Annotated in this window: 24 protein-coding genes; 13 read left to right on the top strand and 11 right to left on the bottom strand. The window is 50.6% G+C overall.

Translation table 11 applies throughout. The features are described from left to right. Positions 1-85: 85 nt before the first annotated feature. The 3 genes from metG to AWQ21_RS13760 all read right to left on the bottom strand — a co-directional run bounded on the left by metG (position 86) and on the right by AWQ21_RS13760 (position 3,271). Positions 86-1,678, bottom strand: a complete 1,593-nt coding sequence (metG, locus tag AWQ21_RS13750) for a methionine--tRNA ligase (protein ID WP_065715020.1) — start codon at positions 1,676-1,678, stop codon at positions 86-88. 73 nt (positions 1,679-1,751) lie between these two features. Further along, entirely contained in the window at positions 1,752-2,270 is a 519-nt protein-coding gene (gene ilvN / locus AWQ21_RS13755) for an acetolactate synthase small subunit (protein ID WP_065715021.1), read from the bottom strand. 53 nt (positions 2,271-2,323) lie between these two features. Further along, a complete protein-coding gene (locus tag AWQ21_RS13760) occupies positions 2,324-3,271 on the bottom strand; it encodes an alpha/beta fold hydrolase (RefSeq protein WP_232314993.1) in 948 nt (315 codons plus the stop codon). A gap of 167 nt (positions 3,272-3,438) precedes the next feature. Between AWQ21_RS13760 and infC the strand changes: the two genes are divergently transcribed. The 3 genes from infC (at position 3,439) to AWQ21_RS13775 (ending at position 7,078) form a co-directional block, all read left to right on the top strand. Beyond that, entirely contained in the window at positions 3,439-3,975 is a 537-nt protein-coding gene (infC, locus tag AWQ21_RS13765; RefSeq protein WP_065715023.1) for a translation initiation factor IF-3, read from the top strand. A 425-nt stretch (positions 3,976-4,400) separates the two neighbouring features. Next, positions 4,401-6,389 (top strand): serine/threonine phosphatase, encoded by a 1,989-nt coding sequence (locus AWQ21_RS13770; RefSeq protein ID WP_065715024.1) that lies wholly within the window; start codon positions 4,401-4,403, stop codon positions 6,387-6,389. Between the two features lie 5 nt (positions 6,390-6,394). Further along, positions 6,395-7,078, top strand: a complete 684-nt coding sequence (locus AWQ21_RS13775; protein WP_065715025.1) for a TIGR04283 family arsenosugar biosynthesis glycosyltransferase — start codon at positions 6,395-6,397, stop codon at positions 7,076-7,078. 3 nt (positions 7,079-7,081) lie between these two features. Here AWQ21_RS13775 and AWQ21_RS13780 read toward each other — a convergent pair whose 3' ends face one another. After that, entirely contained in the window at positions 7,082-8,278 is a 1,197-nt protein-coding gene (locus AWQ21_RS13780; protein ID WP_065715026.1) for a hypothetical protein, read from the bottom strand. Positions 8,279-8,540: 262 nt separating this feature from the next. Here AWQ21_RS13780 and AWQ21_RS16300 point away from each other — a divergent pair, with 262 nt between their 5' ends. Further along, positions 8,541-8,696, top strand: a complete 156-nt coding sequence (locus AWQ21_RS16300) for a hypothetical protein (protein WP_157094774.1) — start codon at positions 8,541-8,543, stop codon at positions 8,694-8,696. 104 nt (positions 8,697-8,800) lie between these two features. Beyond that, positions 8,801-9,844: a type I glyceraldehyde-3-phosphate dehydrogenase gene (gene gap / locus AWQ21_RS13785; protein ID WP_065715027.1), complete on the top strand. Its 1,044-nt coding sequence runs from the start codon at positions 8,801-8,803 to the stop codon at positions 9,842-9,844. Between the two features lie 91 nt (positions 9,845-9,935). Here the strand turns inward: gap and AWQ21_RS13790 are convergent, their stop codons facing one another. After that, the gene (locus AWQ21_RS13790) at positions 9,936-10,934 is read right to left on the bottom strand and encodes an SPFH domain-containing protein (RefSeq protein ID WP_065715028.1); all 999 of its coding nucleotides are present in this window, start codon (positions 10,932-10,934) and stop codon (positions 9,936-9,938) included. Positions 10,935-11,124: 190 nt separating this feature from the next. Further along, positions 11,125-11,691, bottom strand: a complete 567-nt coding sequence (locus tag AWQ21_RS13795) for a thylakoid membrane photosystem I accumulation factor (protein ID WP_065715376.1) — start codon at positions 11,689-11,691, stop codon at positions 11,125-11,127. 162 nt (positions 11,692-11,853) lie between these two features. Between AWQ21_RS13795 and AWQ21_RS13800 the strand changes: the two genes are divergently transcribed. Then, positions 11,854-12,789 carry a type II secretion system F family protein gene (locus AWQ21_RS13800; protein ID WP_232314994.1) on the top strand — a complete coding sequence of 312 codons (936 nt, stop codon included), beginning with the start codon at positions 11,854-11,856 and terminating at the stop codon, positions 12,787-12,789. A 51-nt stretch (positions 12,790-12,840) separates the two neighbouring features. Here the strand turns inward: AWQ21_RS13800 and murF are convergent, their stop codons facing one another. Continuing rightward, positions 12,841-14,193, bottom strand: coding sequence for a UDP-N-acetylmuramoyl-tripeptide--D-alanyl-D-alanine ligase (murF, locus tag AWQ21_RS13805; RefSeq protein ID WP_065715029.1), 1,353 nt, complete (start codon positions 14,191-14,193; stop codon positions 12,841-12,843). Positions 14,194-14,571: 378 nt separating this feature from the next. Between murF and AWQ21_RS13810 the strand changes: the two genes are divergently transcribed. After that, positions 14,572-15,873, top strand: a complete 1,302-nt coding sequence (locus AWQ21_RS13810; protein ID WP_065715030.1) for a hypothetical protein — start codon at positions 14,572-14,574, stop codon at positions 15,871-15,873. Between the two features lie 15 nt (positions 15,874-15,888). Here the strand turns inward: AWQ21_RS13810 and AWQ21_RS13815 are convergent, their stop codons facing one another. Further along, positions 15,889-16,449, bottom strand: coding sequence for a universal stress protein (locus AWQ21_RS13815; protein WP_065715031.1), 561 nt, complete (start codon positions 16,447-16,449; stop codon positions 15,889-15,891). Between the two features lie 510 nt (positions 16,450-16,959). Here AWQ21_RS13815 and ndhC point away from each other — a divergent pair. The 5 genes from ndhC to AWQ21_RS13845 all read left to right on the top strand — a co-directional run bounded on the left by ndhC (position 16,960) and on the right by AWQ21_RS13845 (position 21,920). Further along, entirely contained in the window at positions 16,960-17,322 is a 363-nt protein-coding gene (gene ndhC / locus AWQ21_RS13825) for a photosynthetic/respiratory NAD(P)H-quinone oxidoreductase subunit C (protein ID WP_012308340.1), read from the top strand. Then, positions 17,313-18,044 carry a photosynthetic/respiratory NAD(P)H-quinone oxidoreductase subunit K gene (gene ndhK / locus AWQ21_RS13830; RefSeq protein ID WP_065715033.1) on the top strand — a complete coding sequence of 244 codons (732 nt, stop codon included), beginning with the start codon at positions 17,313-17,315 and terminating at the stop codon, positions 18,042-18,044. The genes ndhC and ndhK overlap by 10 nt, the downstream gene beginning before the upstream one ends. Positions 18,045-18,047: 3 nt before the next feature. After that, entirely contained in the window at positions 18,048-18,572 is a 525-nt protein-coding gene (locus tag AWQ21_RS13835) for an NAD(P)H-quinone oxidoreductase subunit J (RefSeq protein WP_065715034.1), read from the top strand. A gap of 167 nt (positions 18,573-18,739) precedes the next feature. Then, complete coding sequence (locus AWQ21_RS13840) at positions 18,740-19,663, top strand: hypothetical protein (protein ID WP_083998034.1); 924 nt, start codon at positions 18,740-18,742, stop codon at positions 19,661-19,663. 211 nt (positions 19,664-19,874) lie between these two features. Beyond that, positions 19,875-21,920, top strand: a complete 2,046-nt coding sequence (locus AWQ21_RS13845; RefSeq protein WP_065715035.1) for an iron uptake porin — start codon at positions 19,875-19,877, stop codon at positions 21,918-21,920. A gap of 129 nt (positions 21,921-22,049) precedes the next feature. Here the strand turns inward: AWQ21_RS13845 and AWQ21_RS13850 are convergent, their stop codons facing one another. Both AWQ21_RS13850 and AWQ21_RS13855 read right to left on the bottom strand, forming a co-directional pair. After that, positions 22,050-22,532 carry a GNAT family N-acetyltransferase gene (locus AWQ21_RS13850; protein WP_065715036.1) on the bottom strand — a complete coding sequence of 161 codons (483 nt, stop codon included), beginning with the start codon at positions 22,530-22,532 and terminating at the stop codon, positions 22,050-22,052. Positions 22,533-22,589: 57 nt separating this feature from the next. Beyond that, positions 22,590-23,219 (bottom strand): hypothetical protein, encoded by a 630-nt coding sequence (locus AWQ21_RS13855; protein WP_065715037.1) that lies wholly within the window; start codon positions 23,217-23,219, stop codon positions 22,590-22,592. Between the two features lie 299 nt (positions 23,220-23,518). Between AWQ21_RS13855 and AWQ21_RS13860 the strand changes: the two genes are divergently transcribed. After that, positions 23,519-24,973 carry an ammonium transporter gene (locus AWQ21_RS13860; RefSeq protein WP_065715038.1) on the top strand — a complete coding sequence of 485 codons (1,455 nt, stop codon included), beginning with the start codon at positions 23,519-23,521 and terminating at the stop codon, positions 24,971-24,973. 204 nt (positions 24,974-25,177) lie between these two features. Here AWQ21_RS13860 and AWQ21_RS13865 read toward each other — a convergent pair whose 3' ends face one another. Then, complete coding sequence (locus AWQ21_RS13865; RefSeq protein WP_065715039.1) at positions 25,178-26,221, bottom strand: fatty acid desaturase; 1,044 nt, start codon at positions 26,219-26,221, stop codon at positions 25,178-25,180. Positions 26,222-26,273 lie beyond the last annotated feature (52 nt).

Raw genomic sequence — 26,273 nt, forward strand, 5'->3', positions numbered from 1 at the left:
AAAAGGGAAACCCAATAACTAAGCTTACTGAGAAAGCTGGAACTTCGTCAAAACTTTTATCATTCCCTCGGTTTTGGGGATTATTTTAAACAGCGACTTCGGGGGCTTCGAGGCGGGCAAAGATAGGCTGGGCTTTCGTTAGAGTCCGTTCAGACCAAGGCAGACCCCAGCGACTATGGCTGGCAAAGGGAGCCAGATTGACAAGGTCATCAGAGTTATTAAAGTCGCCAGGGAAGCCTAATTGACGATAGATTTGGTTGCTGAGATTGGGGATCACCGGAGACAGTAAATAGGCCGCCAGACGCACTGACTCTAGGATCGTCAACAGAATCTCTTCGACTTGGGCTTGTTCACCGGCTTTAAATAAGGCCCAGGGGGCGCGGTCATCGATGTATTTGTTGCTGGCTTGGATCAAGGCCAATACCTGCTGACAGGCGGCGGCAAAGTTGAGATTGTCATAGGCGGCACCGGTGCGATCGCCAAGGGTTTCCCCCAGGGCCTTGAGGGGATGGTCGGCGGGAATGGCAGCGAGATCCAGAGCAGGAATTTCGCTTTTGCAGTATTTCTTCAACATCCCCAGGGTGCGGTTCAACAAATTCCCCAGGTCGTTGGCTAGGTCAGCGTTAACCACGTTTACAAAGCGAGTTTCGTTAAAATCTCCATCTTTCCCCAGTTCCACTTCCTTCAGGAAGTAATAACGCAGCGCATCGGAACCGTATTGGTTTACCAGGGCAATGGGGTCGATGGTATTGCCGAGGCTTTTGCCCATCTTGAGGCCATTTTTCGTGAGAAAGCCGTGGCCAAAGACTTTATCCGGTAAGGGCAAGTTGGCTGACATGAGCATCGCTGGCCAGTAAACCGCATGGAAGCGCAGAATATCTTTACCAATCAGATGAAGGTTGATCGGCCACCATTGTTTCAGGGCATTTTCGAGGCTGACTTCCTCCCCTTCCTCTAGCAGGGCGGTGACATAACCCAACAGCGCATCAAACCAGACATAGATCGTGTGATTATCGTCGGTGGGTACCGGAAAGCCCCAGTCGAGATTGACGCGGGAAATCGAAAAATCCTGCAGTCCCTGCTTTACAAAGTTGATCACTTCGTTGCGACGGCTGGCGGGCTGGATGAAATCGGGATTTTCGCTATAGAGGGCTTCGAGTTGGGCTTGGTATTTAGACAGACGGAAAAAGTAATTTTCTTCGTCCCGCCACTCGGCCTGTTTGTTGGTGTGGATCGCGCAGTGGTGGTCTTCGATGAGGTCTTTTTCTTCTTTAAATTCTTCGCAGGCGACGCAATACCAACCCTGCTGCTGGGCGAGGTAAATATCGCCGTTGTCCCAGACCCGCTGGAAAAATTCGGCAACAATTTTCGCGTGATTGGGAGCGGTGGTGCGGCTAAAGCGGTCGTATTGAATGTTGTAGTGTTGCCAAAGATCTTTGAAGCTACCGATGATTTCGTCGCAGTGCACCTGGGGATCCACGCCTTTTTCTTGGGCAGTGCGCTGGATTTTTTGGCCATGTTCGTCGGTGCCTGTGATAAAAAGCACGTCATCCCCTTTAAGGCGATGGAACCGGGCGATCGCATCGGCCACCATCGTTGTGTAGGCACTGCCAATGTGGGGCACATCGTTCACGTAATAGAGGGGAGTTGTCAGGGCAAAACGAGCAGGGGAAGTCATGGTGATGGGGGTTTGGGGTTTTCGCGCGCGACAGGGGTAGAAAGCTTACATGCGACTCAAGCCAGGGGGTTTCCTAGGCTTTTCTACCGGCAGATTTGAGGTATTCGGTATTTACACCGGACTCCCGGACGAGGGCTAATTTTCCAGTGCGGGCCACTTCGATGATGCCGAATTTTTCAAGCATTTGGAGGATGGCCACCATTTTGCCAGGATCACCCACCACTTGCACCGTGACAGTTCTGTCAGAAATATCAACGATCCGCGCCCGGAAAACCTGTACCAATTGCATCACTTCGGAGCGTTGACTGGCATCGGCATTGACTTTGACCAACATCAGTTCCCGTTCTACGCAGGGCTTGGCGGTGACATCATTTACCTCCCGCACATGGATGAGTTTGTCGAGTTGGGCAGAGACCTGTTCAATTTCTTTTTCGTCACAGGGAACGACCATGGTAATCCGCGAAATTCCCTCTTTTTCGGCGGGGCCAACGGCTAGGCTTTCGATGTTAAAACCGCGACGGGCAAAGAGTCCGGCAATACGGGTGAGGACTCCGGCTTCGTCTTCAACAAGGACTGAGAGGGTGTGTTTCATCATGGTTTGGGGATGGGGGCGGCGCTGCGTACTAAAACCAAGGGGATATATTACTATAGCTCGCTGGCACCTTCTAGCCATTGGGAAAATAATTCATAGATCAGGGCCGGGGCTTCGTCGTGGGGGCAGTGGCCAAGGCCGGGCAAAATCTTCAGGGTGATCTGGGGATTGACGGCGGCCAGTTGGGGGGCGATCGCCACGGGGACAAAGCGGTCCTGTTCGCCCCAGAGCAGCAACATCGGACAAGGAATTTTCGCGAAAACCTCGGCCATGGGAGGCGCAAAACCGGGCTGACCGACGCGGCGACTCAGGGCAATAAATGCGGCATCGGCCTTTTCATCGCCGGTGGGGGCTTGCACAATCGCTAGTAACTCAGCATCAATTTCTGACCAGGAAGGATAGGCCAATTTCAACCAATTTTTCAGGACAAAAGGGCGGCGCGCCACCCGAAAGATGAGTTTCAGGAGCCAGGGTTGCATCGCACTGCGCTCTAACCCATTGACAATCGGGCGCAGGGGTTTGGGCAACATCGCTTGGCGTTGGGCCACATCGGGAACACTCATCAGGGCGATCGCCTCGACCCGATTTTGGGGATCTTGACCCAAGTTGGCACAAACCAAAGATCCAAGGGAATTGCCCAACAAAATAACCGGACGCCGCACCACGAGGTTTAAAAAGTCCCTCAGTTGCGCTGTCCAGAGGGGGACACCAAAATCCGCACGGCCTTTCCGTGAACCCCCAAACCCTAATAAATCCAGGGCATAAACATCGCGATCCTGGGCGAGTAAGGGCATCAAATGACGCCAATGTTCCAGGGCCGCCCCAAATCCGTGGAGTAGGACAATGGGCGATCGCCCTCTGTTTTCCGGAACCGTGCGCCAAAAACTGTAACGAATCTGCCAGCCCCGCCAAATCCAGCATCGCTGTGCCCCGATCCGTTGTGACCAAGGTTGAAGCGCCATTGCAGCATTTATTTCCTTAGGGTGTTGGGCGATCGCCATAACCTAAATAGATCATCCTCTCTCGAAAAATCATCACAAATTGTCCCTAAAATCTGCCCCAGGACGTAACGAAAAGTCCGCCAATGAGTAAAATGGGCATAGTTCTCAATTTTTTACTGATCGTATAAACCTACCTACAAATCGTAACAACATTCAACGCATAGCCTGTGAAAGATAAAAGACGCGTAAAACGTGACCTCCCAAAAATTAACGAAAGAATTCGTTTTCCAAACATCAGAGTAATCAGTGGCGACGGGGAGCAGCTCGGTATTATGACCCCCGCAGAGGCCCTGGCGATCGCCGAAGAAGAAGACCTCGACCTTGTCCTTGTCAGCGAAACCGCCAAGCCGCCAGTATGCCGGATTATGGACTATGGGAAGTACAAATTCGAGCAGGAAAAACGCGCCCGAGAAGCCAAGAAAAAGCAGCATAATGCGGATCTCAAAGAGGTCAAAATGCGTTACAAAATTGAGGAACATGACTACCAAGTCCGGGTAAATAGTGCCCAACGCTTCCTCAAATCAGGAGATAAAGTCAAAGCAACGATCACCTTCCGGGGCCGGGAAATTCAACACTCCAACCTCGCCCAAAAACTCCTAGATCGCATGGCCAAAGACCTCGAAGAAGTCGGTGAAATTCAACAGCGACCCAAACGAGAAGGGCGTAACATGATGATGATCCTCGCCCCGAAAAAATCCAGCTAGGCGCGATTGAGGCGGCCAACATGACCGAAAAAATGGGATACAAGCCCCGTCTTTCTAAGACGGCTTTATAGTAAAATTTAAAGATAGTCGCCATAAGGCATTGGGAGACTCTAAACGGACATGGAGGGAAGGTAAGACCACTTGTGGCGCATCCCAGCGAAGTGTCAAGGAATCCTCGCTCTTTTAAGACGAGGAGGTATGTCAAAATTTAGCTATTCATCGCTGGGGAGTAAGTTGTGCTTGCGGGCAAAGGCTACTCCCCAATGCTGTTTCTGTAACGTTTAACATGAAGTCAAATCATGGCCTGTTGCCACTCAAGATATCCTAAAACACCTAGACTGTCTTTAAATTAAGATTTCTCCCCCACAAGCTTAGGTTAAGCTTCGCGGGTCACCCCCCATTCTTTCCAGAAGGCCCCTGTGACCATGGTTGTTTGTCCCCAATGTACCCAAGAAAACCCGCCAGAAAATCGTTTCTGCCAATATTGTGGGAACTCCTTGACAAGGCCCTGTCCCCACTGCGAAACGCCTGTGCGGTTACAGCAGGAACAATGTGAATCATGCCAGGGGTGGCTCAATCGACCCCTCACAGCCTTGATTCTGGACGGGGAAGCTGAAGCTTGCCAAACACGAGAAACCCTCGATGAAGCTGGTCGGTATCGCCTGGGCGATCGCCCAACAGTACGGGCCGAGACATTTCCTTGGCTGGCGGTGATCGATACGGCCCCAGAAACCCCAACCATTCTGGAAACCTTCCTCCAGGAATTAGAAATAACGGATCCTGAAAAACTAGCCGATCCCAACCTTTGGCAAGATAAAGGAATTCCGGCGATCGCCCGCCACTACCTCAGTCTGCAAGATAGTTTTGCCGCTGTGCCGACACTCCAAGAAGCGTGGATTCAGCCAGACTATCAAGTGCTGCTGTTTGTCCCAAAGCAACAGCCTCTCATCTCTTTAGAAAATTACTGCCAAGCACAAACGCCCCGCTACGAACAACTGCTGCAATGGTGTTTTCAGATGGTGCAGCTATGGCGAGAATTGGTGCCTCTCCAATGTTGCCAAACTCTCCTGGAGCCAACAAATTTATACCTCGACGAAGATCAACACCTCGTGGTGCGACAACTCCTCAAGGATGATCCGGAGCATCCCCCCGCACTACAATTACTTCCCCAACTGTGGCAAGACTTTTTTCACCTGTCTGCACAACCAGAGTGGCAACCCCTCTCTGAACTGACCGAAACCGCCCAAATTGGTGGCTTGGATACCGTATCCCGCTTGAAAAAAGCCCTCCGGGCCTTGGCCCCAGAAGATACGGATGATTTTTATGGTGAAGCAGAAGGAGAATTAGAGGCCATTGAATTACAACCAGAGGATTTAACGACTCTGGATGATGTATTGTCATCGGCTGATTTAGGCCCAGAGGATCTCCCAGAAACCCTTGATGGGGAAGCAGCAACGGCCAACTCCGGAGCAGCAGCAGAGGACTCGCTCCAGGTGGAAAGTTCTGGAGGGAGCATTGCGTCAGGGGATTTTGAACCGTTGGATTTCCCAGAGGAAGAGGATGCTTCAACGGTGGTCTTACCGATGAATTTGGTGAGTTTAGAGGATGCGGGCTGCACGGATATTGGCCAGGAGCGGGATCACAATGAAGACTATTTTGGCCTGCGTACGCGCATCGAAAAGCAGGAAAATCTGCTGGGTCGGCAAATTCAAGGGCGTGGCTTTTATGTGGTTTGTGATGGTATGGGCGGCCATGCGGCAGGGGAAGTGGCGAGTGCCCTTTCTGTGGAAACGATCCAGGCGTTTTTCCAGGAACATTGGCAAGACACATTACCAGATGAGGCGATGATCCGTCAGGCCATTTGGGACACCAATGAAGCGGTTTACAATATCAACTTAAAAAATGCCCGCTCCGGTAGCGGGCGTATGGGCACGACCTTGGTTTTGATGTTGGTGCAGGATAATCAGGTGGCGATCGCCCATGTGGGAGACAGCCGAATCTATCGCGTGAGCCCCAAAGGAAACCTCGAACAACTCACCGTTGACCATGAGGTGGGCCAGCGGGAATTGCATCGAGGCGTCACGCCAGAAATTGCCTATGGTAGACCCGATGCCTATCAACTGACCCAGGCCATTGGCCCCCGGGAAAATAGCTTCGTGGAGCCGGATATTAATTTTCTTCACATCAACGAGGATAGTTTATTTTTGCTTTGTTCTGATGGCTTATCGGACAATGACCTCATTGAAGCGACCTGGGAAGAAATGCTCCTCCCCCTTCTGAGTGCCCGGGCCAACCTAGATGAAGGGGTGCATCGCTTAATTGCCTTAGCCAACGAACGTAATGGCCATGACAATATTACAGCGGTGCTCGTGCGGTTACGGGTGCGTCCTAATATTGGGGCCGCAGATTTTTAGGCACCATGATTTCAGTGATTATTCCTGTTTTAAATGAGGCAACTGGCATTGTCCCTTGTTTAGAACATTTGCTCCGGGTGCCAGACCCTCTAGAAATTATCGTTGTGGATGGGGGTAGCCAGGATCAAACCTGCGATCGCGTGCGTCAGTTGCCGGTGATCCTCTGTCAAACCACTGGAGGGCGCGGCAAACAGATGAATCGAGGCGCGGCGATCGCCCAAGGAGATATTTTGCTGTTTCTCCATAGCGATACCCAATTACCCCAAGACTTTCCCGCCCTTGTGACAGAGACCTTGGCCGATCCCCAGGTGGTCGCCGGGGCCTTTCCCCTAGGGATTGCGGATCCCCGCTGGCGATTCCGTAGCTTAGAAAAGTTGGTGCAGTGGCGATCGCAATTTTTGGCTTTACCCTACGGTGACCAGGCCATTTTTCTGCGACGTCAGGATTTTGAAGCGTTGGGGGGGTATGCCGAAATTCCCATCATGGAAGATTATGAACTGATGCAACGGCTCAGAAAACGGGGCAAGATTCGCCTGACCCGTCAACCCGTACAAACTTCGGCCCGCAGATGGCAGCAATTGGGTTTGTGGCGCACCACCTGGATTAATCAAAAAATGCTCCTCGGTTACCATCTCGGCATTGATCCAGAGATTCTCCGCCAATGGTACCGCCAACAAGTCCGTCGTTAAATCCTATGCCTGGGGCTTGTTTAGATTGTCGAGCTGTTCTCGGAGGCGATCGCAAAAACCATACAGTTCATCCAACGCATTGAGGGGGGCCGGATTAATTTGACTCCGCAGATAGATATGACGCAATTTCCGTTCGAGACGTTGGGCCGTTTCAATGGCCTCTTGCCCAAGTTCATCCATCTGCTGCTGTTGATAAAATATCAGCGCTTGACCCCGTAAGACTTGTAAAGTTCCTTCTTCACCATATTGTCCCGGCATTACCCGCAGGCGTAGCAAAATCCGCTCACCCTGATAGTACTGCTCCATTTCCACCTTTTTCGGTCGGTCAATGGGCCCTGGGGGCAGGTGAGCCAGACGCTTAAATTCGTCGAGGATGCCGTGGAACGTCTCCTGGGGAATCCCAGATAGCGACCCCTTCATCAAACCACTCTCACTAAGAAAAATGCGGCCTGCCCGGGCATGGTTTTCAAAATATAAGCGGCCAATGCCCTCCGTTAAAATGCGACCCAGCAGTTCTTGGTACAGTTGCAACGCAGGTAGATGGTTGAGCTCTTCGAGGGGAGTATTGAGATATTGCGGCGAAATTTGTAATTCCCCGGCATCGGTCGCCGCCGCAGATGACGGCGCTTGCAATTGCACCGGCCCCTTGGGAATCACCACCGCCGGCACATGTCGAAAAAATTCGGACAGTTCACTATTAACCGGCATCTGCAGGGCCGTTTGCTCCCCAGAGAACACGGCAGTATCTTGGTCTGCATCAGTCGACGTACCGGAAACGGACGGAGGCATTGTTGGTGGCCCATTCTCCATGACTAAGGTTGCCCGTTCTGAGATGGGGGGGGTGGTCGTTTTGGAACGAGGGACTGGGGAGGTCTTGGGTTGGGGCGGAGATGTCTGTTTGCTTTGATGGTAGTTAAGATAAGAAGACAGAATCAGTTGGTAAGTTTTGAGATCAAGCTTTTGGGCTTTGAGCTGTAGTCCGCCTCGACTGAGAAGTTTGTTGACAATGGCCGTGGTACTTGAGCGTTGGGGATCGACAATTCCCAGGGTGAGACAGCGATCTTGGAGGGTGAGGGGCAGAATTTCGTGATTACGACAAATATTCAGGGGTAAATAGCGATCAATCAGCTGAAAGGTTTGCTGTAAGTCAAGATTAGACCAAGTAAAGGGCTCAATGGTAATGGGCAAGGGGGCTGGCATATTAAGCGTCGGGGGAGACAAAAACAGTTTTTAATGGCGGAGATGAAATATTAAATGGCAGAAATTTTAAAACCGAGGACGAGCACCACAACAGCTCAGTAAATAGTCCGGCAAGCAAGATTGCCCTCTAGTGTAACCCCTTGACTCAAGGGCCAGGGAGGATCCCGGAGAGAAGCTTTACAGAATTTTAAGCGATCGCCCCCTCGTTGAGACTTTTGGGCAGTCTTTACATTTCGCAACCTCCGGATGTCATGAACTGGCGATGACAACACCGGATCTAAGGGCGGCATTGCTTCTCCCCTGGGCGATCCCCGAAACATATCGCAGCAAAAAAGGCGATCGCCACGGCAATCCCCCCACTCCCGTTACTAAAGTTCATCTGCCCATACCCTTCGTAAAAGAAGAAAATTTTTCGTAACTTTATACTTCTTTGAGCTGCCTGAGCCGACCCAGATTCACTGCCTAGAATGGGGCCGTAACCAACCTACCCAGTTCTATCAAGTTGGACTGACGCACAAATATATGGCTTCTCTCAATCTCGCAATCAACGGCTTTGGTCGCATCGGTCGCCTCGTTTTCCGTGCTGCCCTCCACAACCCCAACCTCAATTTTGTTTGCATTAATGATCTAATTTCCCCGGAAAAGATTGCCTATCTCCTCAAATATGACTCCACCCATGGTCGTTTTCCTGGCACCATCGAAGCCACCGCCGATGGTATTTATGTCAATGGCCGCTTTATCCGCTGCACGATGGTCAAAGACCCCAGTATGCTGCCTTGGGAAGAACTCAACGTTGATTATGTAATTGAATCTACCGGGTGTTTCCGGGATTTTGTCGGCGTCTCCAAGCACCTAGAAGCCGGAGCAAAACGGGTGATTATTTCTGCGCCCACCAGCGAACCCCAGCGCATTCCCACCTTTGTAGTTGGGGTGAACCACCACGATTATTCCCCAGCCTACGACCGCATTGTGTCCAACGCTAGCTGTACGACCAATTGCCTGGCTCCCATTGCCAAGGTGATCCACGACAATTTCGGCCTTGCAGAGGGGTTGATGACAACGATCCATGCGATGACAGCCACCCAACCCACCGTTGATGGCGCCAACGCAAAAGATAACCGGAGTGGTCGTGGTGCTGGCCAAAATATTATTCCTGCTTCCACTGGTGCCGCGAAGGCGGTGACCTTGGTTTTACCGGAGTTAGCCGGACGTTTAACCGGGATGGCGATGCGGGTGCCGACCCCCGATGTTTCCGTGGTTGATCTAACCTTCCGCACCGAAAAACCCACTTCCTACGGAGAAATTTGTGCGGCGATGCGTGAGGCAGCCAATGGTGCACTCAAAGGCGTCTTGGCCTACACCGAGGACGATGTGGTTTCTACAGACTTCACCAGTGATCCCCATTCGAGCATTTTCGATGCCGGGGCCGGGATGGCGCTGAATGAGCACTTTTTTAAAGTGGTGGCCTGGTATGACAATGAATGGGGCTATGCTAATCGCGTTGTAGATTTGCTCCTGAGTATGGCGGCCAAAGAAACAGAAACAGAAATGGCGATCGCCGTCTAAAGGAACCTCGGTCAAGATCTTCAGAAACACAAAATCCCCCTGCGCTGACAAGGGGATTTTTCGCGTGGTTTTATCTCAAACCTCAATGTATCTAACCAGCCTGATGACGATCCAGTTGGTCTAGATCCAAGTCTAAAGCAGTGATGTCTGCATTATTGCCAATCACTGATTTCATGCCCTCGAGGGTAGACATCATATTGCGGGGGTCGAGGAACATCACCTTACTACTGCCGCTACTACCAATGGTTTGACCCATTGCCAGATATTGCTGGGCCAAGATAAATTGCAATGCCTCACTGGCAGCAGGATTGGTTTTGAGCTGCTGGGCAACGATTTGCATCGCTTGGGCCGACGCTTGGGCACGCATGACTTCTTCTTGGCGTTTCGCCTCAGCCCGCATAATAATCGCTTCTTTTTCCGCCTCTGCTTGCAAAATTGCCGCTTTTTTCTGGGATTCGGCCTCTAACACCTGGGACTCAGCACGACCCTGGGCGGAGTTGACCGCAGATTCCCGTTCCCCTTCAGAGGTGAGGATCGCCGCGCGTTTTTTCCGTTCAGCAGCCATTTGCAGTTCCATAGAATCTTGCACTGCCTTAGAGGGTACAATGTCGCGCAGTTCGACCCGCGTAACTTTGACACCCCAGGGGTCAGTGGAAATATCCAATTCCCGCAGCAAGAGCTCGTTGATTTCCGTGCGCGCCGTAAAGGTTTCATCAAGTTCTAGCTTGCCCATTTCCGAGCGGATTTGGGTGAGAACTAAATTCACCATGGCCGATTGGAGATTTTCTACCTTGTAATAGGCTTTGTACATATCGACAATGCGCCAATAGACCACCGCATCGACGCTAATGGAAACGTTGTCACGGGTGATGCAAGATTGGGGGGGGACATCTAAAACTTTTTCCCGGACGGTCTCGCGATAAACAATTTTGTCGATAAAAGGGGTGACGAAATTCAAACCCGGTTCCAGGGTTTTTTTGTAGCTACCGAGGCTTTCGACTAAATATTGATTTTTTTCATTGACGATCTTGACGGAACCAAAAACAGCGGAACCACCCAGGGCCAAAATAATAAATACTAAAGGGTTCATTGGAATCTGCCTCAATGGTTGTTGGGTAAATGTAAGCAGGATTTGTTTCAGACTAGCGCAGGTCGTTTGTCTTGATGGGCTTCTGTTGTGGAAAAGTTACCTGGGCTGGGGAGCTGAAAACGGGGCATAAAAAAAGAGAATCAGCGCTTGGCTCATTCTCTGGGAACTGAATTATTGGGAAAAGCGGTGCTTATTGGGCGAAACCGGAATTGTATTCGTTAAAGGATTGGATCGGTTTTTTGAGGTTCTCGCCTTCCCGCAACGGCAGGTCAAAGAGTTTACGGAAGGTATTGTCAATGTCGTTAAAGTCGCTTTGGCCGACTTCATCAAAAATTATTTTGCCTTTGGCATCAAGGATGACCGTTTGGGGGATTTTGCCGCCGTAGTAGTAACCGACTTCGTCTTTGCTGTAGCGTTTTTTCTGGGGAATGGAGTCGATCGCCACGGGGATAATGCTGATGACTTTTTCGTAGTAGGACTGGATTTCGGAGACAATGGGGGCAAAACGTTTACTGTCGCTGCTGTCGTCGGCGTAGAACACCAACATGGCAGGGAGTTCCCGTTCTCTGGTTTCTTTGAGGGAGAGGCGGGGTGGCACGAGAGAACCATTCCCGGCATAAAGGACAAAAACATTGCCATCGTAGCGATCATCGTTGAGGCTCGCCCAGGCGGGGGTGACACATAGGGATAGCGTTGTTACTAAGATAACGAGGAGGCTAAGGAGAATGTGTTTGGGAGAAAGGTGCCGGGCTTGCATCATGGAATTTTTGTTTTACTTAAAGGGTTATGAACTTGGCTGGCGTCACTATGGTGAATTATCGCATTAGCCTAGGGGCATGGGTAGGGCGATCGCCAGAAAACCTAAGAAAAAATACTTATCGGTGCTTGGGGGTTAGGTTGCGACGGTGCAGCAAATGGAATGTTTGAGATGAAAGAACAGCAACAGGCGTTATTTTTTCGGCAGTTGGGGGCGACCCTCAAGGCTGGCATGGGCTTAGGTCAGGCGGTGGCCTTGGCCATGGGGGAAATTCCCTGGCGGCAACGGGAACCTTGGCAGGGGGTGATTTTGCAATTGGAGCGGGGCCATAGTCTCCGGGAAAGTTGGCGGCCGGTGCGATCGCAGTTTTCGGCCTGGGCGATCACCCTCCTGGAGATTGCAGAAACCAGTGGGGCTTTGGTGAGCGTTTGCCGGGATGTGTCAGATACCCTGGTGGAAATGGCCGAGCGACGGCGCTTAATCCGAGGGATGCTCCTGCGGGGGCTGGTCATGGTCTGGTCTTGGGTGATGGTTATCTATCTGCTGCTGGGGGGCTCACTGCTGGCGGGAAGTTTCGGGACGACGGCATTAGTTACGGCGATCGCCTTGATGATTTTTTTGTACGGGGCCATCACCTGGGAACCGCTGCGCCTCGGTTTACGGCGGGTGCCACCCCTGCGGAATATTACTCGGCTGCAAATGCTTATTCATCTCGGTTATCTCCAGTTGCCCCTCGATTGTGGGTTACCCCTAACGGCGGCGATCGCCTGGTTAGCCGAGGGATTTCCAGATCCAGATCTCCAAGCCATTTGCCAGCGCATTGAACCCCAGGTGCGCCGGGGCACAGATTTAACAACGGCGATCGCCCCCTATTTTTCGCCGATGGTGCGCCAAATTATCCGCTCCGGGGAAACGGCTGGCACCTTGCCCCTCAGCTTTAGTCAAATTCGCCAATATTACCAACGGGAACTGTCCCGCCGTTTTACGTTGTTGCGGGTGCAAATTTTGCTGTTAAGCCTGTTGAGTTTTGGGATGTTTGTGGCACTGTTGGGGGCCGATGTGATTCAGTCGATGATGCAGCAGTTCGAGGCGTTTTAACCCTCTCGCAAGCATTAAGCAGAGGTCTGCAAAAGTTTCATGGCCAGGTAATTAGGAACCAGCAGACTGTTGTAAGGCTTCCACCACGCGACTAAGGCCAACGGAATTGGAGGCTTTAAACAAAAGGTGATCGCCGGGTTGCATATTTTCCTGTAAATGCGCAATTAAACTCCCGTGGTCGGAGAAACAAAAACTCGGTACCTCTGGAGCACCCTGGGTGATCGCCTGGGCTTCGGGGTCATCCACCAACACATAGAGCTGATCGAGACCGAGGGCCTGGGCTTTTTCGCCCACCTGGATATGGAGCGCCTCGGAAAATTCTCCCAGTTCCTTCATCGTCCCTAGCACGGCAATGTGGCGATCGCCGGGGGTTTGTTTGAGCAGATCAAGGGCCGCCAACATCGACTCTAGCCCCGCATTGTAGGTTTCATCTAACAGCACAATGTCATTGGGAAGCACAATGCGCTGCGATCGCCCTTTGGGCATGGCCAGGGAAATTTCCGTCGTCAGACCCTGCCAACCAAAACCCAGCACTTGCATCACGCCCAGGGCTGCTAGGTAATTGAGGGCATTATGTTGGCCGGCGAGGGGCACCGGGAACACTTGATCGGTCACCTTCACTTGATCCGGCGCGACGTATTCCCCGTTTAAATCTCCCTGGCTAAAGCCGTAGCTGAGGGTTTCTCCTGACCAAACCGTCGCCGCCGTGGCCATCAGCAACTCATTATCCGCATTGAGAATCGCCACGCTATCCTTGGGCATAAATTCAAGCAGTTCACATTTGGCCTTGGCGATCGCCTCCCGGGATCCGAGGCGACCAATATGGGCTGTCCCAACATTGGTAATAATCCCAATAGTCGGCTGGGCAATTTCTGCGAGTCGAGCAATTTCCCCTGGCCCCCGCATTGCCATTTCAATTACGGCAAAGTCATGGTCTGGGGTCAGGTTTAACAAGGTCTTGGGCACGCCGATTTCATTATTAAAGTTGGCCTCGGTTTTGAGAACGTTTCCCTGGGTGCCCAACACTCCCGCAATGAGTTCCTTCGTGCTGGTTTTGCCCACGGAACCCGTAATCCCAATCACCGGAATGTTGACCTGTTGCCGCCACCACGCGCCCAAATCCTGGTAAGCCCGCAGGGTATCGTTGACAATCCATTGGGGCAAATCCGTTTCCAGGGGCCGACTGGTAATGAGGGCGATCGCCCCGGCTTGGTGCGCTTGCTCAACATAATCATGGCCATCAAATTTTTCACCCACAAGGGCCACAAACACATTGCCCGGTTGTAAATCCCTCGTGTCCGTCGAAACGCCTGTGGCAGATTCAGGAGGGAGCTGCTGGGGCGATCGCCGTAGATTTTCCCCCAAGATTGCCGTCAACTGAGACAACATCAACACAATCCCCATGACTTGAGTAACCCCACAAGAAACTTTCCTAGGCAATCTTACGGGATTTTGGGTCGCCCCTAGTGATATTTATCACCATCATGGCGGCGGCGATCGCCTACATTATAAAGAGGTGTCCCGTGACAAAATTAGCAACAAATCCCCAGAAGCCCCGTAAACTCATAGACAATAATGTAAGCAAATCCCAACGGTAGTAAAACCCTTTTGGAAAACCGTTGCCTTGAGCTTTACCAAGAAAACACAAAAGTCCGCACCTGTTCCTTGCCGTTGCCCCTTAAGATAGAAAAAAATCAATCAGTCCCTCTTAAATCTAATAGCCGCTCTCTGTCGTCCCTCGCCTTGTAATCAGCCTATCCCTTACCCAGTTCCCCGATTAGCGTGACGAAAGTAACTCCCATCGCCTCTTATCTCCGGCAAACCAACTCCGCCGAACAAGAGCTGTATGACTATTTGATGCACGCCGTCCAGAGCCACACCCCCGATGAGCTGCTCCAGGAATTTAGGCAATTTCTCCTTGAAGGACGCCAGGCACCGACCCCCGAACTCCACCAGGCCCTCATCACCATCCTCAAAACCCCCGGCGTCGAAGAAGATTTTAAATTTATCCTGAACCGCTGCTGCCACATCATTATCAACCGCTGGCAAATCCACCCCCAGCTCCAAAAATCTATTCCTCGGTTGGTTGAGCTGTTTGAATCTATCCCGCCACCGAGCATTTCTACCCCCCGCCTCACAAAATTACATCGCCAATTAGTCGCGGACTTTAACACCTCCGAACAATATCTCACCCTGCAACGGTTAGCGCGGGTGGTGGAAGACAACGATAGTAAAAAGAAATTTACCTGGAATGATCAAAGCGTTTCAGTCGGCCAACTCATCCAACGCTATCCCTATCTATACGAACATTGCCTGCTCAGTGAAGATAGCAGCTTCGAACACCAGCAGACCGTCCGCCAGGTGCAAGCAAGGATTCAACGGGCCTTTGAGTTAGACCTTTCGAAATATGTCATGTATCAGGTGCGTTTGGCTCAGTTAGCCCGCCGCAAACATTCGATTCAAGATGCGAAACAAATGCTCCAGGGGGTGCAAAATCCCACTCTATTAACGGAACGAGAGTTGGGAACCGCCCTGAAGTATTTTGTGGGGAAACCAGAGCGGGGCCATAGCTACCGGGACTTGTCCCAATATTTTTTACGCCGGACAACGGAAATTCTCTCCTATGAAGACTTTAAGCATGAGCTATTTAGCTACTTGATTTCTAGCGTCGATCAAAAGTATGGCAAGTTGCAGTTTAACCAAAAGCTCTACCAAAAGCTGCAAACCATGTTGCCGAACTATGATCACCAGAAACCGAATGAGTTATTGATGATGCGCACGGCCAGTCAATTGCTGAATTTTCTCATTGTGGAGAGTCCCCAGCGTCCAGAGCATTACGTCTTTGTGGATATGATTACCAACCTTGGCCCGACGGTGACGGTGGCGTTGCTCTTAAAACTGGTATTGATGTGCAGTAAGGCGAAACCCCACCTTGAAAGGCGTTTTTCAATTCTCTTTAGTCACTACGAATCCCAATCCCAAGAGGGGGTACCTTGGTTGATCAAATCCCTAGAAAACCTCCACATTGCCCTCAGTGTGCATTTTGGTGATGCGGATGTGTCGTTCCTCAAGCAAATTATGTAAAGGGGATAAGGCTCGTTATTTGCGGTGTTTGGGGGATTTTTCTGGGGTTTGTTGGGGATGCTGCACGACGAGAACAGAGCAGGGGGCATGGTGGAGTACGTAGCTGCTGACACTACCCAAAAAGACTTCTCCTAGACCGGTTAAACCCCGACGTCCGAGGATGATGAGGTCGGCTTGTTGGTCTTTGGCGATCGCACAAATGGCTTCGCTCGGATCACCGATTTGTTGGTGGATGGTGCTCGCAATCCCCTGGGTGCGAGCTTGGTAAGCAAGATTTTGGAGCCAATGATCGACGTTGTTGAGGTGCTGCTGGAATTGTTCTTCTTGGAGGGCGATCGCCGTTGAATCGATCATGCCCCCATAGGCCGCGAGGGAGCCAATTTCGGGCATGGCCACAGGTTGGGGCTGGACGCAGTGAAAAATGGTGAGAGCCGCTTGGAACTTTTCGGCAAAATTGAGAGCCTGGGCAAAAATGCTGGGATCTTCGGTGCGATAGTCAAGGGCGACAAGAATTTTTTGGATAGCTGTCGTCTGGGGCTCCGGAATAGCGGTTTGGGCAGATGGGGTCGGTAACATAGCAGTGTCCTCCGACAGTGACGATAAAAGCAGTGCCTTTCTACTTCCAGTGTGTCATTCCATCGAGAAAATCCCGGCGCTTTGAGAGAAAAATTTATGTTGTGGCGGTCGTCCTAGATTATGGCTGGAGTACTGGTTAGTTCTCGATAGACGAATTCACAATGGGAAACAAAATAATCAATGCAGCGACTGCACTCGGCGACAGAGGATGTCTTGCTAAGAAAAAAGACGCTAGCCTTTTCCAAAAAGTAGAAAATCATCTGGGAGCGCTTGGGCTATTGGTTCACCATTACAATGCATCCTTACAGCTTTCGCTGGATACAAAGAAGGCGATCGCCTCTGATGCAAAAGGGTTCCAACCCTCAATTTTTTACAATCGCTTTCTCCGACTAAAACCCTCACTTATGTCATTGATTAGGAGCATCTACTTATGATCCCGCCGGGATAGGTTTTATACTGGATAGGACATAAAAATTCCAAGTCAAAAAACTGCGAGGTATTACAACACCAGTGTTTGTCCTCTCCGGCTATGAATATTTCCTAGGCTTTCTCATCGTCAGTAGCCTAGTCCCGATCCTTGCTCTCACCGCATCGAAACTACTGCGCCCTAAAGGGGGCGGGCCTGAACGTAAAACTACCTATGAATCAGGGATGGAACCCATCGGCGGCGCGTGGATTCAATTTAATATCCGCTACTACATGTTCGCCCTGGTCTTCGTTGTCTTCGACGTGGAAACCGTTTTCCTTTACCCATGGGCGGTGGCCTTTAACCAACTCGGCCTCCTTGCCTTTGTTGAAGCCCTCATTTTTATCGCAATCCTCGTGATTGCCCTTGTGTACGCCTGGAGAAAAGGAGCCCTTGAATGGTCATGAATCCGACATCCTTTGAACAACAGCAAACCGAAAAACTGCTCAACCCCATGGGGCGATCGCAGGTCACCCAAGATCTCTCTGAGAATGTCATCCTCACCACCGTTGATGACCTCTACAACTGGGCGCGTCTCTCTAGTTTGTGGCCGCTCCTGTATGGGACAGCCTGCTGTTTTATCGAATTTGCCGCCCTCCTTGGCTCCCGCTTTGACTTCGACCGCTTTGGCCTTGTGCCCCGTTCTAGCCCTCGCCAGGCAGATCTAATCCTGGTCGCCGGTACCGTCACCATGAAAATGGCTCCGGCCTTGGTCCGTCTCTACGAAGAAATGCCCGAACCGAAATATGTGATCGCCATGGGCGCTTGCACCATTACCGGCGGTATGTTCAGTAGCGACTCCACCACCGCTGTCCGGGGCGTGGATAAGCTGATTCCGGTGGATCTCTATATTCCCGGTTGTCCCCCCAGACCAGAGGCAATTATTGATGCCATTATCAAATTGCGCAAAAAAGTCTCTAACGAAACCATCCAAGAGCGCTCTTTAAAAACGGAACAGACCCACCGCTACTACAGCACCGCCCACAGCATGAAAGTAGTAGAGCCGATTCTCACAGGGAAATATCTGGGCATGGATACCTGGAATAACCCCCCGAAAGAACTCACCGAAGCGATGGGAATGCCTGTTCCCCCTGCACTGCTAACCGCGAAAAATAGAGAGGAGGCCTAAGCGATGGCAGAAGAAAATCAAAACCCCACCCCCGAAGAAGCCGCCATTGTTGAGGCGGGTGCTGTCTCTCAATTATTGGCAGAAAATGGCTTTAGCCATGAATCTCTAGAGCGGGATCACTCCGGTATCGAAATGATTAAAGTAGATGCTGAGCTTCTGATTCCCCTCTGTACGGCTCTCTATGCTTTTGGCTTTAATTATCTCCAATGTCAAGGGGCCTATGATCTAGGGCCAGGCAAAGAATTGGTGAGCTTCTACCATTTGCTGAAAGTCGGGGACAACGTGACCGACCCAGAAGAAGTCCGCGTCAAAGTATTTCTACCGCGAGAAAATCCGGTGGTGCCTTCGGTGTATTGGATTTGGAAAGGAGCCGACTGGCAAGAGCGCGAAAGCTATGATATGTACGGCATTGTCTATGAAGGGCACCCCAACCTAAAGCGGATTTTGATGCCAGAAGATTGGATCGGCTGGCCGCTGCGGAAAGACTATGTCTCCCCTGACTTTTACGAACTCCAGGACGCTTACTAAGGTCTACTGAACAGTATTGACGGCTTGGAATTCGCTGCAACACCTCCTAGATGGGGGTGTTTTTTTGTGCTGTACCTTGAGAGAAACTACAACATTTTCTGAACTTTTAGGTAAATGGCTCAACGGCGTTGCATACCATTTGAAGTAAGACTCCTGAGGATTTAGGTATGGCCATGGGTATCAAAAAGGCGATCGCCACTTTTTTTATGAGTACAGCACTTCTTCCCCTAGGCTTCAGCACCGCTGCCCAGGCTGAAGTCGTAACCCTAGAATTTGATTACGAAACCCCCGATCACTCTGGAACCATTACCAGTCAGGGAGTAACAGTAAATCTCAGTTACGCCGAGCAAACCAATCCAGAAGGTTGGAGCAACTATATCCCGACTTTGACCATTCAGGCAGACGAGCAAGAGGTTTTACGGCTGACAGAGGACAGTTCCTTTATGATGTACAGCCTGGTGCAAATTGCGGAGATGGATTCTAACAATAACTTCCCGGAGGTGATTTTTTCCCAATATTCCGGCGGTGCCCATTGCTGTGCCATGGTCAAAATCTTCACCCAAGATCCCGACAGCAATACCTGGGAAGTGGTCGATGTAGGGGCCTTTGATGGTGGGCCAATTCCCGTCGAAGATCCCGATGACAATGGTATTTATGAATACGTGACCAGTGATAATCGGTTTCTCTATCGCTATAGCAGCTATGCTGGCAGTTTTCCGCCCGTGCAAGTTTGGCAGCTAGACGGTTTAACCTTACAGGATGTGTCCCAAGAACAACGGTTTCATCCCCTCCACCAGGAACGACTCCAAGCCATGTGGGCCTCAATTCAAAATGCAGAAACAGAAGGCTATGAAGTGAATGGGATGCTGGCGGGCTATGTGGCGACGAAGGCAGTCCTCGGTGAAACCCAAGCGGGCTGGAATTTAATGCTCAATCGTTACGACAGAACCAGTGATTGGGGCCTCGAAGAATGTCGGGGCAATTTTGATGATCAGGGCAATTGTGAAGGGGGCTTGTTGACCTACGATTCTTTCCCCGCCGCCCTCGAAGCATTTTTAGAAGAAGCGAATTATTTAACTGCACCACTCTAACGATAGAAAAATAATCAAAATCTAACATTTCATAATTTTGGTGATCGCCATTGTGGATTTCCGCTGATTAAGACCTGACGACAAGACAATCACTTTATTGAAAAAATTAAATCTTCCTATGGAGTGATGAAGTGCTTAGTCGCCGCCCGTAACATACACGTAGCACATAATCATTCAAAATTAGTGTGCCAATTTGTGTGAGGAGTCCTCTATGAAAACATCGATAGCCCTTTGGCGTGCTTTACCCATTGCTGCAGCTGCAGCGGGGATGTCCATGGCTGGCACCAGTACAGCCCAAGCAAATACAGCACTTCTTGATCAAATCAATCACTACACTCAAGATGACCTTGCCCAGGTTAATAGCGTTTTCCAACTCAGCGATGTCTCTCCCTCTGACTGGGCTTTTGATGCACTGCGTAATCTCGTTGAAAACTACAACTGTATTGTTGGTTATCCCGATGGCACATTTCGTGGCGATCACTCTCTCAGTCGTTATGAATTTGCCGCTGGTCTGAACGCTTGTTTACAACAAATCGAGCGCATGATCCAAAGTGGCGGCTCCGAAGTAACCCCAGAAGATCTCGCTGCCCTCCGTCGCTTGATCAACGAATTTGAAGCAGAATTAGCCACCTTAGGTGCTCGCGTTGATGAGCTTGAAGGTCGCGTTGAATTTCTCGAAGATCACCAGTTCTCCACCACCACGAAACTGAAAGGAGAAGTCATTTTTGCAGTGACCGATGCTTTCGGTGATACAAACCCCCTTGATGACTCCCTGACTTTCTACACTGAACGAGTCAGAGAAGATGGTGGTGAGGGAGGTGAAGGAGGTGAAGGCGGAGAACAGGGAGGTGGTAACCCTAACTCAATTCCCCTACGCCTCGGTGAACTTGTGCTTCCTGTCGATGCAAATCCCCCCACTAATCCCCGTTGGGGTGCCATCATTGGCGAGGGTCAGTCGGCGAGGGCAGTCCGTTCTCGGATTAATCTGCTTCTGATCGAAGAGAGCGAACTCATTCGAGATTTTGGCGAAACAGGTAATCCATTTTTCAAGGGAATCGATGCTTACCAAGGTACAGGGGGCGTAATTGCTTTCCTGAATGATGTAGAAAATCTCTTAACGGATCCCCGCGTCAACGATGTCGCTCAAAATGTTGGTGGCCCTGACCCGCTCACCGAGGAAGAACTTGATACCATCAAGACACAATTCAAAGATTACTTCAGTGAGCAGACTGTTGATGATGATGACACGCAAACGGTTTTCCAAGATCGAGTTCGTCTCACCTTAGAAACCAGTTTTACCGGGAAGGATAAATTGATTACGCGTCTTGCGGCAGGCAATGCAGAGGCATTGCTGGATTCTTCTGCGGGAGGCATGGGTCTACAAACATTTAACCTCGGCAATACTGGCAGCAATGATGTTATTGTCGATTGGCTCGCCTACTACAGACCGTTGGGTGAAAAGGGCAACCTTTACATTGCGGCAACGGGTGGGATCCATAGTGATTATGTAAACAACACCTACAACCCCTATTTTGAAGACTTTGATGGTGGTAATGGTGCCCTGTCTACCTTTGCCTCAGAAAGCCCCATTTATCGTATCGGCGGTGGTGCGGGGGCCGCGTTGAGCTTCAATTTCTCTGACAGTATTGGCGCAAGTCTTGGCTATCTGGCCGATAATGCGGCAGATCCGACGGAAGGCAATGGCCTCTTCAATGGTGAATATGCGGCTCTGGCTCAACTAGATTTTAATCTTGGCGATCGCCTTGGTTTAGGTTTGACCTATGTCAACAGCTACCACACGGGGGGGAATGCCATTTTTGATGCAGGCGGCGGTACCCCAGTCGTTGGGACTTTATTCGGGAACTATGTCGATACCACCGTTGAGGCCAACAGCTACGGTGCACAACTCGCCTTCAATCTTTCCGACAGAATTTCCTTGAGTGGTTTCGGGATGTATACCGATGCTAATGATGTGGAAATCTACAGCTATGGTGGCGGAATCGCGTTTGCTGACCTAGGCAAAGAAGGTAATGTTCTTGGTATTTTTGCTGGTGCACCTCCCTACAGTGATGGTGAATCTGGCGGCCTTCTACGTGATAATAAAACACCACTCCACATTGAGGGCTTTTATAAGTACCAAATCAATGACAATATCTCAATTACACCGGGTGTGATTTGGCTGAATAATTCTGCTGAAGGTGCTTTTGGTGAAGATAGTGCCTGGATCGGCACCCTTAGAACAACGTTTACCTTCTAAGGTTTTGATCGGAGCAGTACGACTCTAGTTTCTCTAGTTTTTCCGAACACATTCAACTTAAATCATTGGTCTCATCTTTGGGTGGGGCTTTTTTTTGCTCTGGGGGCGCACAGGTATTTATTTTTGAGCTCAAAGTTTTTTGATATAGGCAAGGTCACAGCGGGTGGTTTCGACATCGGTGATCGGTTGATAGCCTTGGCTTTCGTAGAGTTGAACGGCTTCCTTGAGGACAGTGACGGTTTCGATCCAGATTTCTTCAAAGCCCCGGTTGGCGATCGCCTTTTCGAGTTCTGCTAGGAGATACTTCCCTAAGCCCTGGCCCCGCACTTCAGGCAGAAGATACATTTTGCGGATTTCCACGGCCTGATTGCCTTTCGGTATGGGGTAGTAGGCGGCGGTACCAACGATTTTTCCGGCCTGCTCGATAACCCAAAATTCACCGCCCTGTTGCCAATAATATTTTTCGATCTCAAATAATTCCTGGTCGGCCCCTTCCGGTTCCCAAGGTAAACCGTATTCGATTAAAACCTGTTCGATGACTTTGGCGGCGGTGTGGCGATCGCCTGTTTGCCAATCCCGTACCCAAAATTTATCTCGCCAAACTTGATCCATGGTGCTGAGCCGTAACCTGAAGCGAAGTCATTATGCCATGGTTTTTTGCTCTGGGACTTAATAGTCGCGGCCCCGATATTTACGGGTTTTGGGGGTGGGGGCTTCTGGTGGTGGTGGCGCAACGGCTGGTGTGGGCGGTTTTAGCTCAGTCGTACTTGGGGGCGTGACGGTAGGGACAACAGGGGGAGCAACGGGAAAGTCTTGACCCGCTTCTAGCTCCCGTTTAAGCTCCATAATGCAGGTGACGAGGGTGTTGTTGACGATGTTGATATTTCCCAGCACCTTGGCGACGGTTTTAAGGCCACTGACCGCTTCAATGGCAATGCTATTGAGATCAAATTGGGGCAACAGATCCGCTGCGCCATTGGTGATCGCCACTTCTCGATCGGCTGGGGTCACCTTACGGGTCTGGGCAGAAATTAAAATCACCGGAATCGGTTGCTCAAACCCTTGCATCCACTGGCAAAATTTTGCCGTATCAAAGCTCGGTAGTTGTTGCTCTAATAAAATCAAATTGGGTAGGGATTGTTGGGCCGCCGCTAAATCCATGAGCTCTCCCCGCAGATCAACGCTAAAGGGCAAGATCGCAGACTGCAGTCCTTGGGAATGGAGGATTTTTTCCCAAATGTGCCCCTGCAACTCCGCTTGATGGAGAATCACAATTTTATCGGCAATGTTCATCAGCATTGGTTTTTTATGAATAATCCATAGGGGTGTTCGGAGGGGCGATCACCACAGGGTAGAAACCCAAGTGATGCAACGGGCATGACTCAAAGGCCGCTTATGGCTTAGTCGGTGAAAATATCCCTGGCAAGGTACGGCTAATTAAAAAATATATTTTTGAGTCCAAAGTTCATCTTAAGGAGTATAAATTTTTTTCTTAGTGACGAAAGCTACATTTTGCGCGGCTTTAATGACGTAATACAAGATTATTACGGCAATACACCTATGGACCCTGATGATGGGTTCTTCATTTTTATTTTGCTATGACATTTTTATTTGATTCGTGGTTACGGGGGCCTTTCCCTGAGCTTGGATACCCATTTCGCCGCAAGGGCCGCTTATTGCTTTTGGCCTGTGTGTTACCACTCCTTTGGCAGGGGGTGGCGATCGCCCAGGGTAGCGTTGGAGAAATTCCGCCGGCGGTTCAGGTCACCCTAGATACCCTCTGGGTTATTTTCGCAGCGATGCTCGTGTTCTTTATGAACGCGGGGTTTGCAATGTTAGAAAGTGGCTTTTGTCGGGCGAAAAATACCGTCAACATTTTGGCGAAAAACCTGATTGTGTTTGCCCTCTCGAGCCTCGCCTTTTGGGCCGTGGGCTTTGCCCTAATGTTTGGCGATGGCAATGCGGTCGTAGGTTGGAATGGCTTTTTCCTCACTGGGGCAGATAATAGTCCCCTTACAGGTTCGGCCTACAGTGGTATTTTTTCGTCCCTAAGCTGGGCTGGGATTCCCCTTTTTACCAAATTTTTCTTCCAATTGGCCTTTGCGGGAACGGCAGCGACCATCGTTTCCGGGGCGGTGGCTGAACGAATTAAGTTTGCTTCTTTTGTGATTTTCAGCTTGTTCTTGGTGGGATTTTCCTATGCCATCACCGGTCACTGGGTTTGGGGGGGCGGCTGGTTAGCAACCCTCGGTTTTTATGATTTTGCCGGATCAACGGTGGTGCATTCGGTAGGGGGCTGGGCTGCTTTGATGGGGGTGATCCTTTTGGGGCCGCGCCTCGAAAAATTCGCAGGCGATCGCATCAATGCCATTCCTGGCCACAACATGAGTACCGCCACTTTAGGGGGATTAATCCTCTGGTTGGGTTGGTTTGGGTTTAATCCGGGTTCGACGATGGCGGCGGATCCCGATGCCATTAGCCACATCATCGTCACCACAAATATGGCTGCTGCTGCCGGGGCGATCGCCGCGACCATTACCTCCTGGATTCAATTTGGTAAACCGGATCTCTCGATGATCATTAACGGTGTCCTGGCTGGGCTAGTGGGCATTACCGCCGCCTGTGCCTATGTGAATGTCCCTTCTGCCATTGTGATCGGGGCGATCGCCGGGGTGCTAGTGGTTTTTGCGGTGCTGACCTTCGAGGGTTTACGCTTCGATGACCCCGTTGGTGCTCTCTCGGTGCATCTCGTCTGCGGGATTTGGGGCACCCTGGCCGTGGGCTTATTCAGTGTGGGTGGCGACGTTTATCCTTGGTATGCCGCCGATGCTGGCCCCAGTGCCGGATTATTGTTCGGGGGGGGCGTTGCCCAACTGCTCAGTCAATTTATCGGCATTGTCGTGGTGGGGATGTTTACCGCTGGCTTTAGCTTCGCCATCTGGTTAGTTCTCGAACTTGGTATGGGTCTCCGGGTGAGCAAAGAAGAAGAACTAGAGGGCCTCGACATTGGTGAACATGGTATGGAAGCATACCACCGCTTCTTCCGGGAGTAATCTCCGCATCTCCTTTCCTTTGGGACTCACCCTCCGCCTGCGGCACCTCTCTCCAGGGAGTATGTCACGAAGCTTTTAGCATAACCAACAAAATCTCCTTTAGAGGGGATTTTTTTTGCATAAAAAACACCCTAGGTTTTAGGGTGCAGAAACAAAGGCTCAGTGGGCAATGTTTTCGTGTTTTAAAAAATTGTTTTACTGAAATTAGCGTTTTTGATGTTGGGCAAAGGAAATGTAATTGTGCTCAGCGTCATAGAGGTGGCATTGCTCGGTGATCGCTTTCATCAACTCCCAAGAAAATTTGGTTTCGTAGAGATATTCACCCCAATTTTCTTTGATGCTGGCGTAGGCTTTGCGGAGATTGTAGGAGGGAATGCCCGTGGAGAGGTGGTGAGGCACATGGACATTAATGTCGTGGCAAAGGACTTCGACCCACTTGGGATAGTCGCAGTGGACAGTGCCAGAAAGTTGGGCGATCGCCTCATTCCATTTGTCCCGGTAGCTAAAGGGAATTTCCGGTACGGTGTGGTGCACAAGGGTGAAGGTGCTCATCCAGAAATGGTAGCCAAGCCAGGGCATCAGCCAGAATTTCACAACGCCCCAAACGCCGAGGGTGTAGAACATCACCGGAAAGGCGATCGCCCCAGCGATAATCACGAATAAGGCGGAAAAGCGCACCTGTTCCCGTTGTTTTCCTTCAAAGGCGAACCAATTGAAGTGGAGTTTCAGTTGGTGGATGATCGAAGCAGTCCACCACAGTTTGCCGCGAATTGCTCGGTAAACGGCTTTGATAAAGGCCGGAGAGTCATCGTACAACTCAGGGGTAAAGGGTGCCCAGGCATTGTCCTCATCCATGTTGTTGGTGTAGCGGTGGTGATGGTTGTGGAGAATACGCCAGCTATGGAACGGATAGATGAGGGGTAAAAAGGCAAGGTGACCGACTAAATTATTGACCCAATTTTTGCGGGAAAAGGAGCGGTGCCCACAATCATGGCCAATCACAAAAAAACCCGTTAGGGCAGTTCCAGTTAAAAACCAAACGGGTAATAGTAAATACCAAGGGGCGATCGCTAAGAGGGCATAACAACCCACCACCGCCGCCACACTTAACAGCACCCTAGACCAAGCTTTTAGCGGATTTATTTCGTAGACGGAACGGGGCAATGTATCGAGAATATCCCGTAGCCGTAGATTTGGATGCTTTTCTAAAAGAGTTGTGGCACTAGGGCGCACAGTAACTGATGTCATTGATATTGTTTGCGAAATGTAACATGGTTTCTAAAGGTTATACCACGATCAC

It is taken from the genome of Picosynechococcus sp. PCC 7003 (assembly GCF_001693255.1).
Taxonomy (GTDB): domain Bacteria; phylum Cyanobacteriota; class Cyanobacteriia; order Cyanobacteriales; family MRBY01; genus MRBY01.

What these genes read in the sequence shown, in the direction of transcription:
- metG (WP_065715020.1), bottom strand. Translation starts at nt 1,678, where the DNA reads ATGACTTCCCCTGCTCGTTTTGCCCTGACAACTCCCCTCTATTACGTG.
- ilvN (WP_065715021.1), bottom strand. Translation starts at nt 2,270, where the DNA reads ATGAAACACACCCTCTCAGTCCTTGTTGAAGACGAAGCCGGAGTCCTC.
- AWQ21_RS13760 (WP_232314993.1), bottom strand. Translation starts at nt 3,271, where the DNA reads ATGGCGATCGCCCAACACCCTAAGGAAATAAATGCTGCAATGGCGCTT.
- AWQ21_RS13770 (WP_065715024.1), top strand. Translation starts at nt 4,401, where the DNA reads ATGGTTGTTTGTCCCCAATGTACCCAAGAAAACCCGCCAGAAAATCGT.
- AWQ21_RS13775 (WP_065715025.1), top strand. Translation starts at nt 6,395, where the DNA reads ATGATTTCAGTGATTATTCCTGTTTTAAATGAGGCAACTGGCATTGTC.
- AWQ21_RS13780 (WP_065715026.1), bottom strand. Translation starts at nt 8,278, where the DNA reads ATGCCAGCCCCCTTGCCCATTACCATTGAGCCCTTTACTTGGTCTAAT.
- AWQ21_RS16300 (WP_157094774.1), top strand. Translation starts at nt 8,541, where the DNA reads ATGACAACACCGGATCTAAGGGCGGCATTGCTTCTCCCCTGGGCGATC.
- gap (WP_065715027.1), top strand. Translation starts at nt 8,801, where the DNA reads ATGGCTTCTCTCAATCTCGCAATCAACGGCTTTGGTCGCATCGGTCGC.
- AWQ21_RS13790 (WP_065715028.1), bottom strand. Translation starts at nt 10,934, where the DNA reads ATGAACCCTTTAGTATTTATTATTTTGGCCCTGGGTGGTTCCGCTGTT.
- AWQ21_RS13795 (WP_065715376.1), bottom strand. Translation starts at nt 11,691, where the DNA reads ATGCAAGCCCGGCACCTTTCTCCCAAACACATTCTCCTTAGCCTCCTC.
- AWQ21_RS13800 (WP_232314994.1), top strand. Translation starts at nt 11,854, where the DNA reads ATGTTTGAGATGAAAGAACAGCAACAGGCGTTATTTTTTCGGCAGTTG.
- murF (WP_065715029.1), bottom strand. Translation starts at nt 14,193, where the DNA reads ATGGGGATTGTGTTGATGTTGTCTCAGTTGACGGCAATCTTGGGGGAA.
- AWQ21_RS13815 (WP_065715031.1), bottom strand. Translation starts at nt 16,449, where the DNA reads ATGTTACCGACCCCATCTGCCCAAACCGCTATTCCGGAGCCCCAGACG.
- ndhK (WP_065715033.1), top strand. Translation starts at nt 17,313, where the DNA reads ATGGTCATGAATCCGACATCCTTTGAACAACAGCAAACCGAAAAACTG.
- AWQ21_RS13835 (WP_065715034.1), top strand. Translation starts at nt 18,048, where the DNA reads ATGGCAGAAGAAAATCAAAACCCCACCCCCGAAGAAGCCGCCATTGTT.
- AWQ21_RS13840 (WP_083998034.1), top strand. Translation starts at nt 18,740, where the DNA reads ATGGCCATGGGTATCAAAAAGGCGATCGCCACTTTTTTTATGAGTACA.
- AWQ21_RS13845 (WP_065715035.1), top strand. Translation starts at nt 19,875, where the DNA reads ATGAAAACATCGATAGCCCTTTGGCGTGCTTTACCCATTGCTGCAGCT.
- AWQ21_RS13850 (WP_065715036.1), bottom strand. Translation starts at nt 22,532, where the DNA reads ATGGATCAAGTTTGGCGAGATAAATTTTGGGTACGGGATTGGCAAACA.
- AWQ21_RS13855 (WP_065715037.1), bottom strand. Translation starts at nt 23,219, where the DNA reads ATGCTGATGAACATTGCCGATAAAATTGTGATTCTCCATCAAGCGGAG.
- AWQ21_RS13860 (WP_065715038.1), top strand. Translation starts at nt 23,519, where the DNA reads ATGACATTTTTATTTGATTCGTGGTTACGGGGGCCTTTCCCTGAGCTT.
- AWQ21_RS13865 (WP_065715039.1), bottom strand. Translation starts at nt 26,221, where the DNA reads ATGACATCAGTTACTGTGCGCCCTAGTGCCACAACTCTTTTAGAAAAG.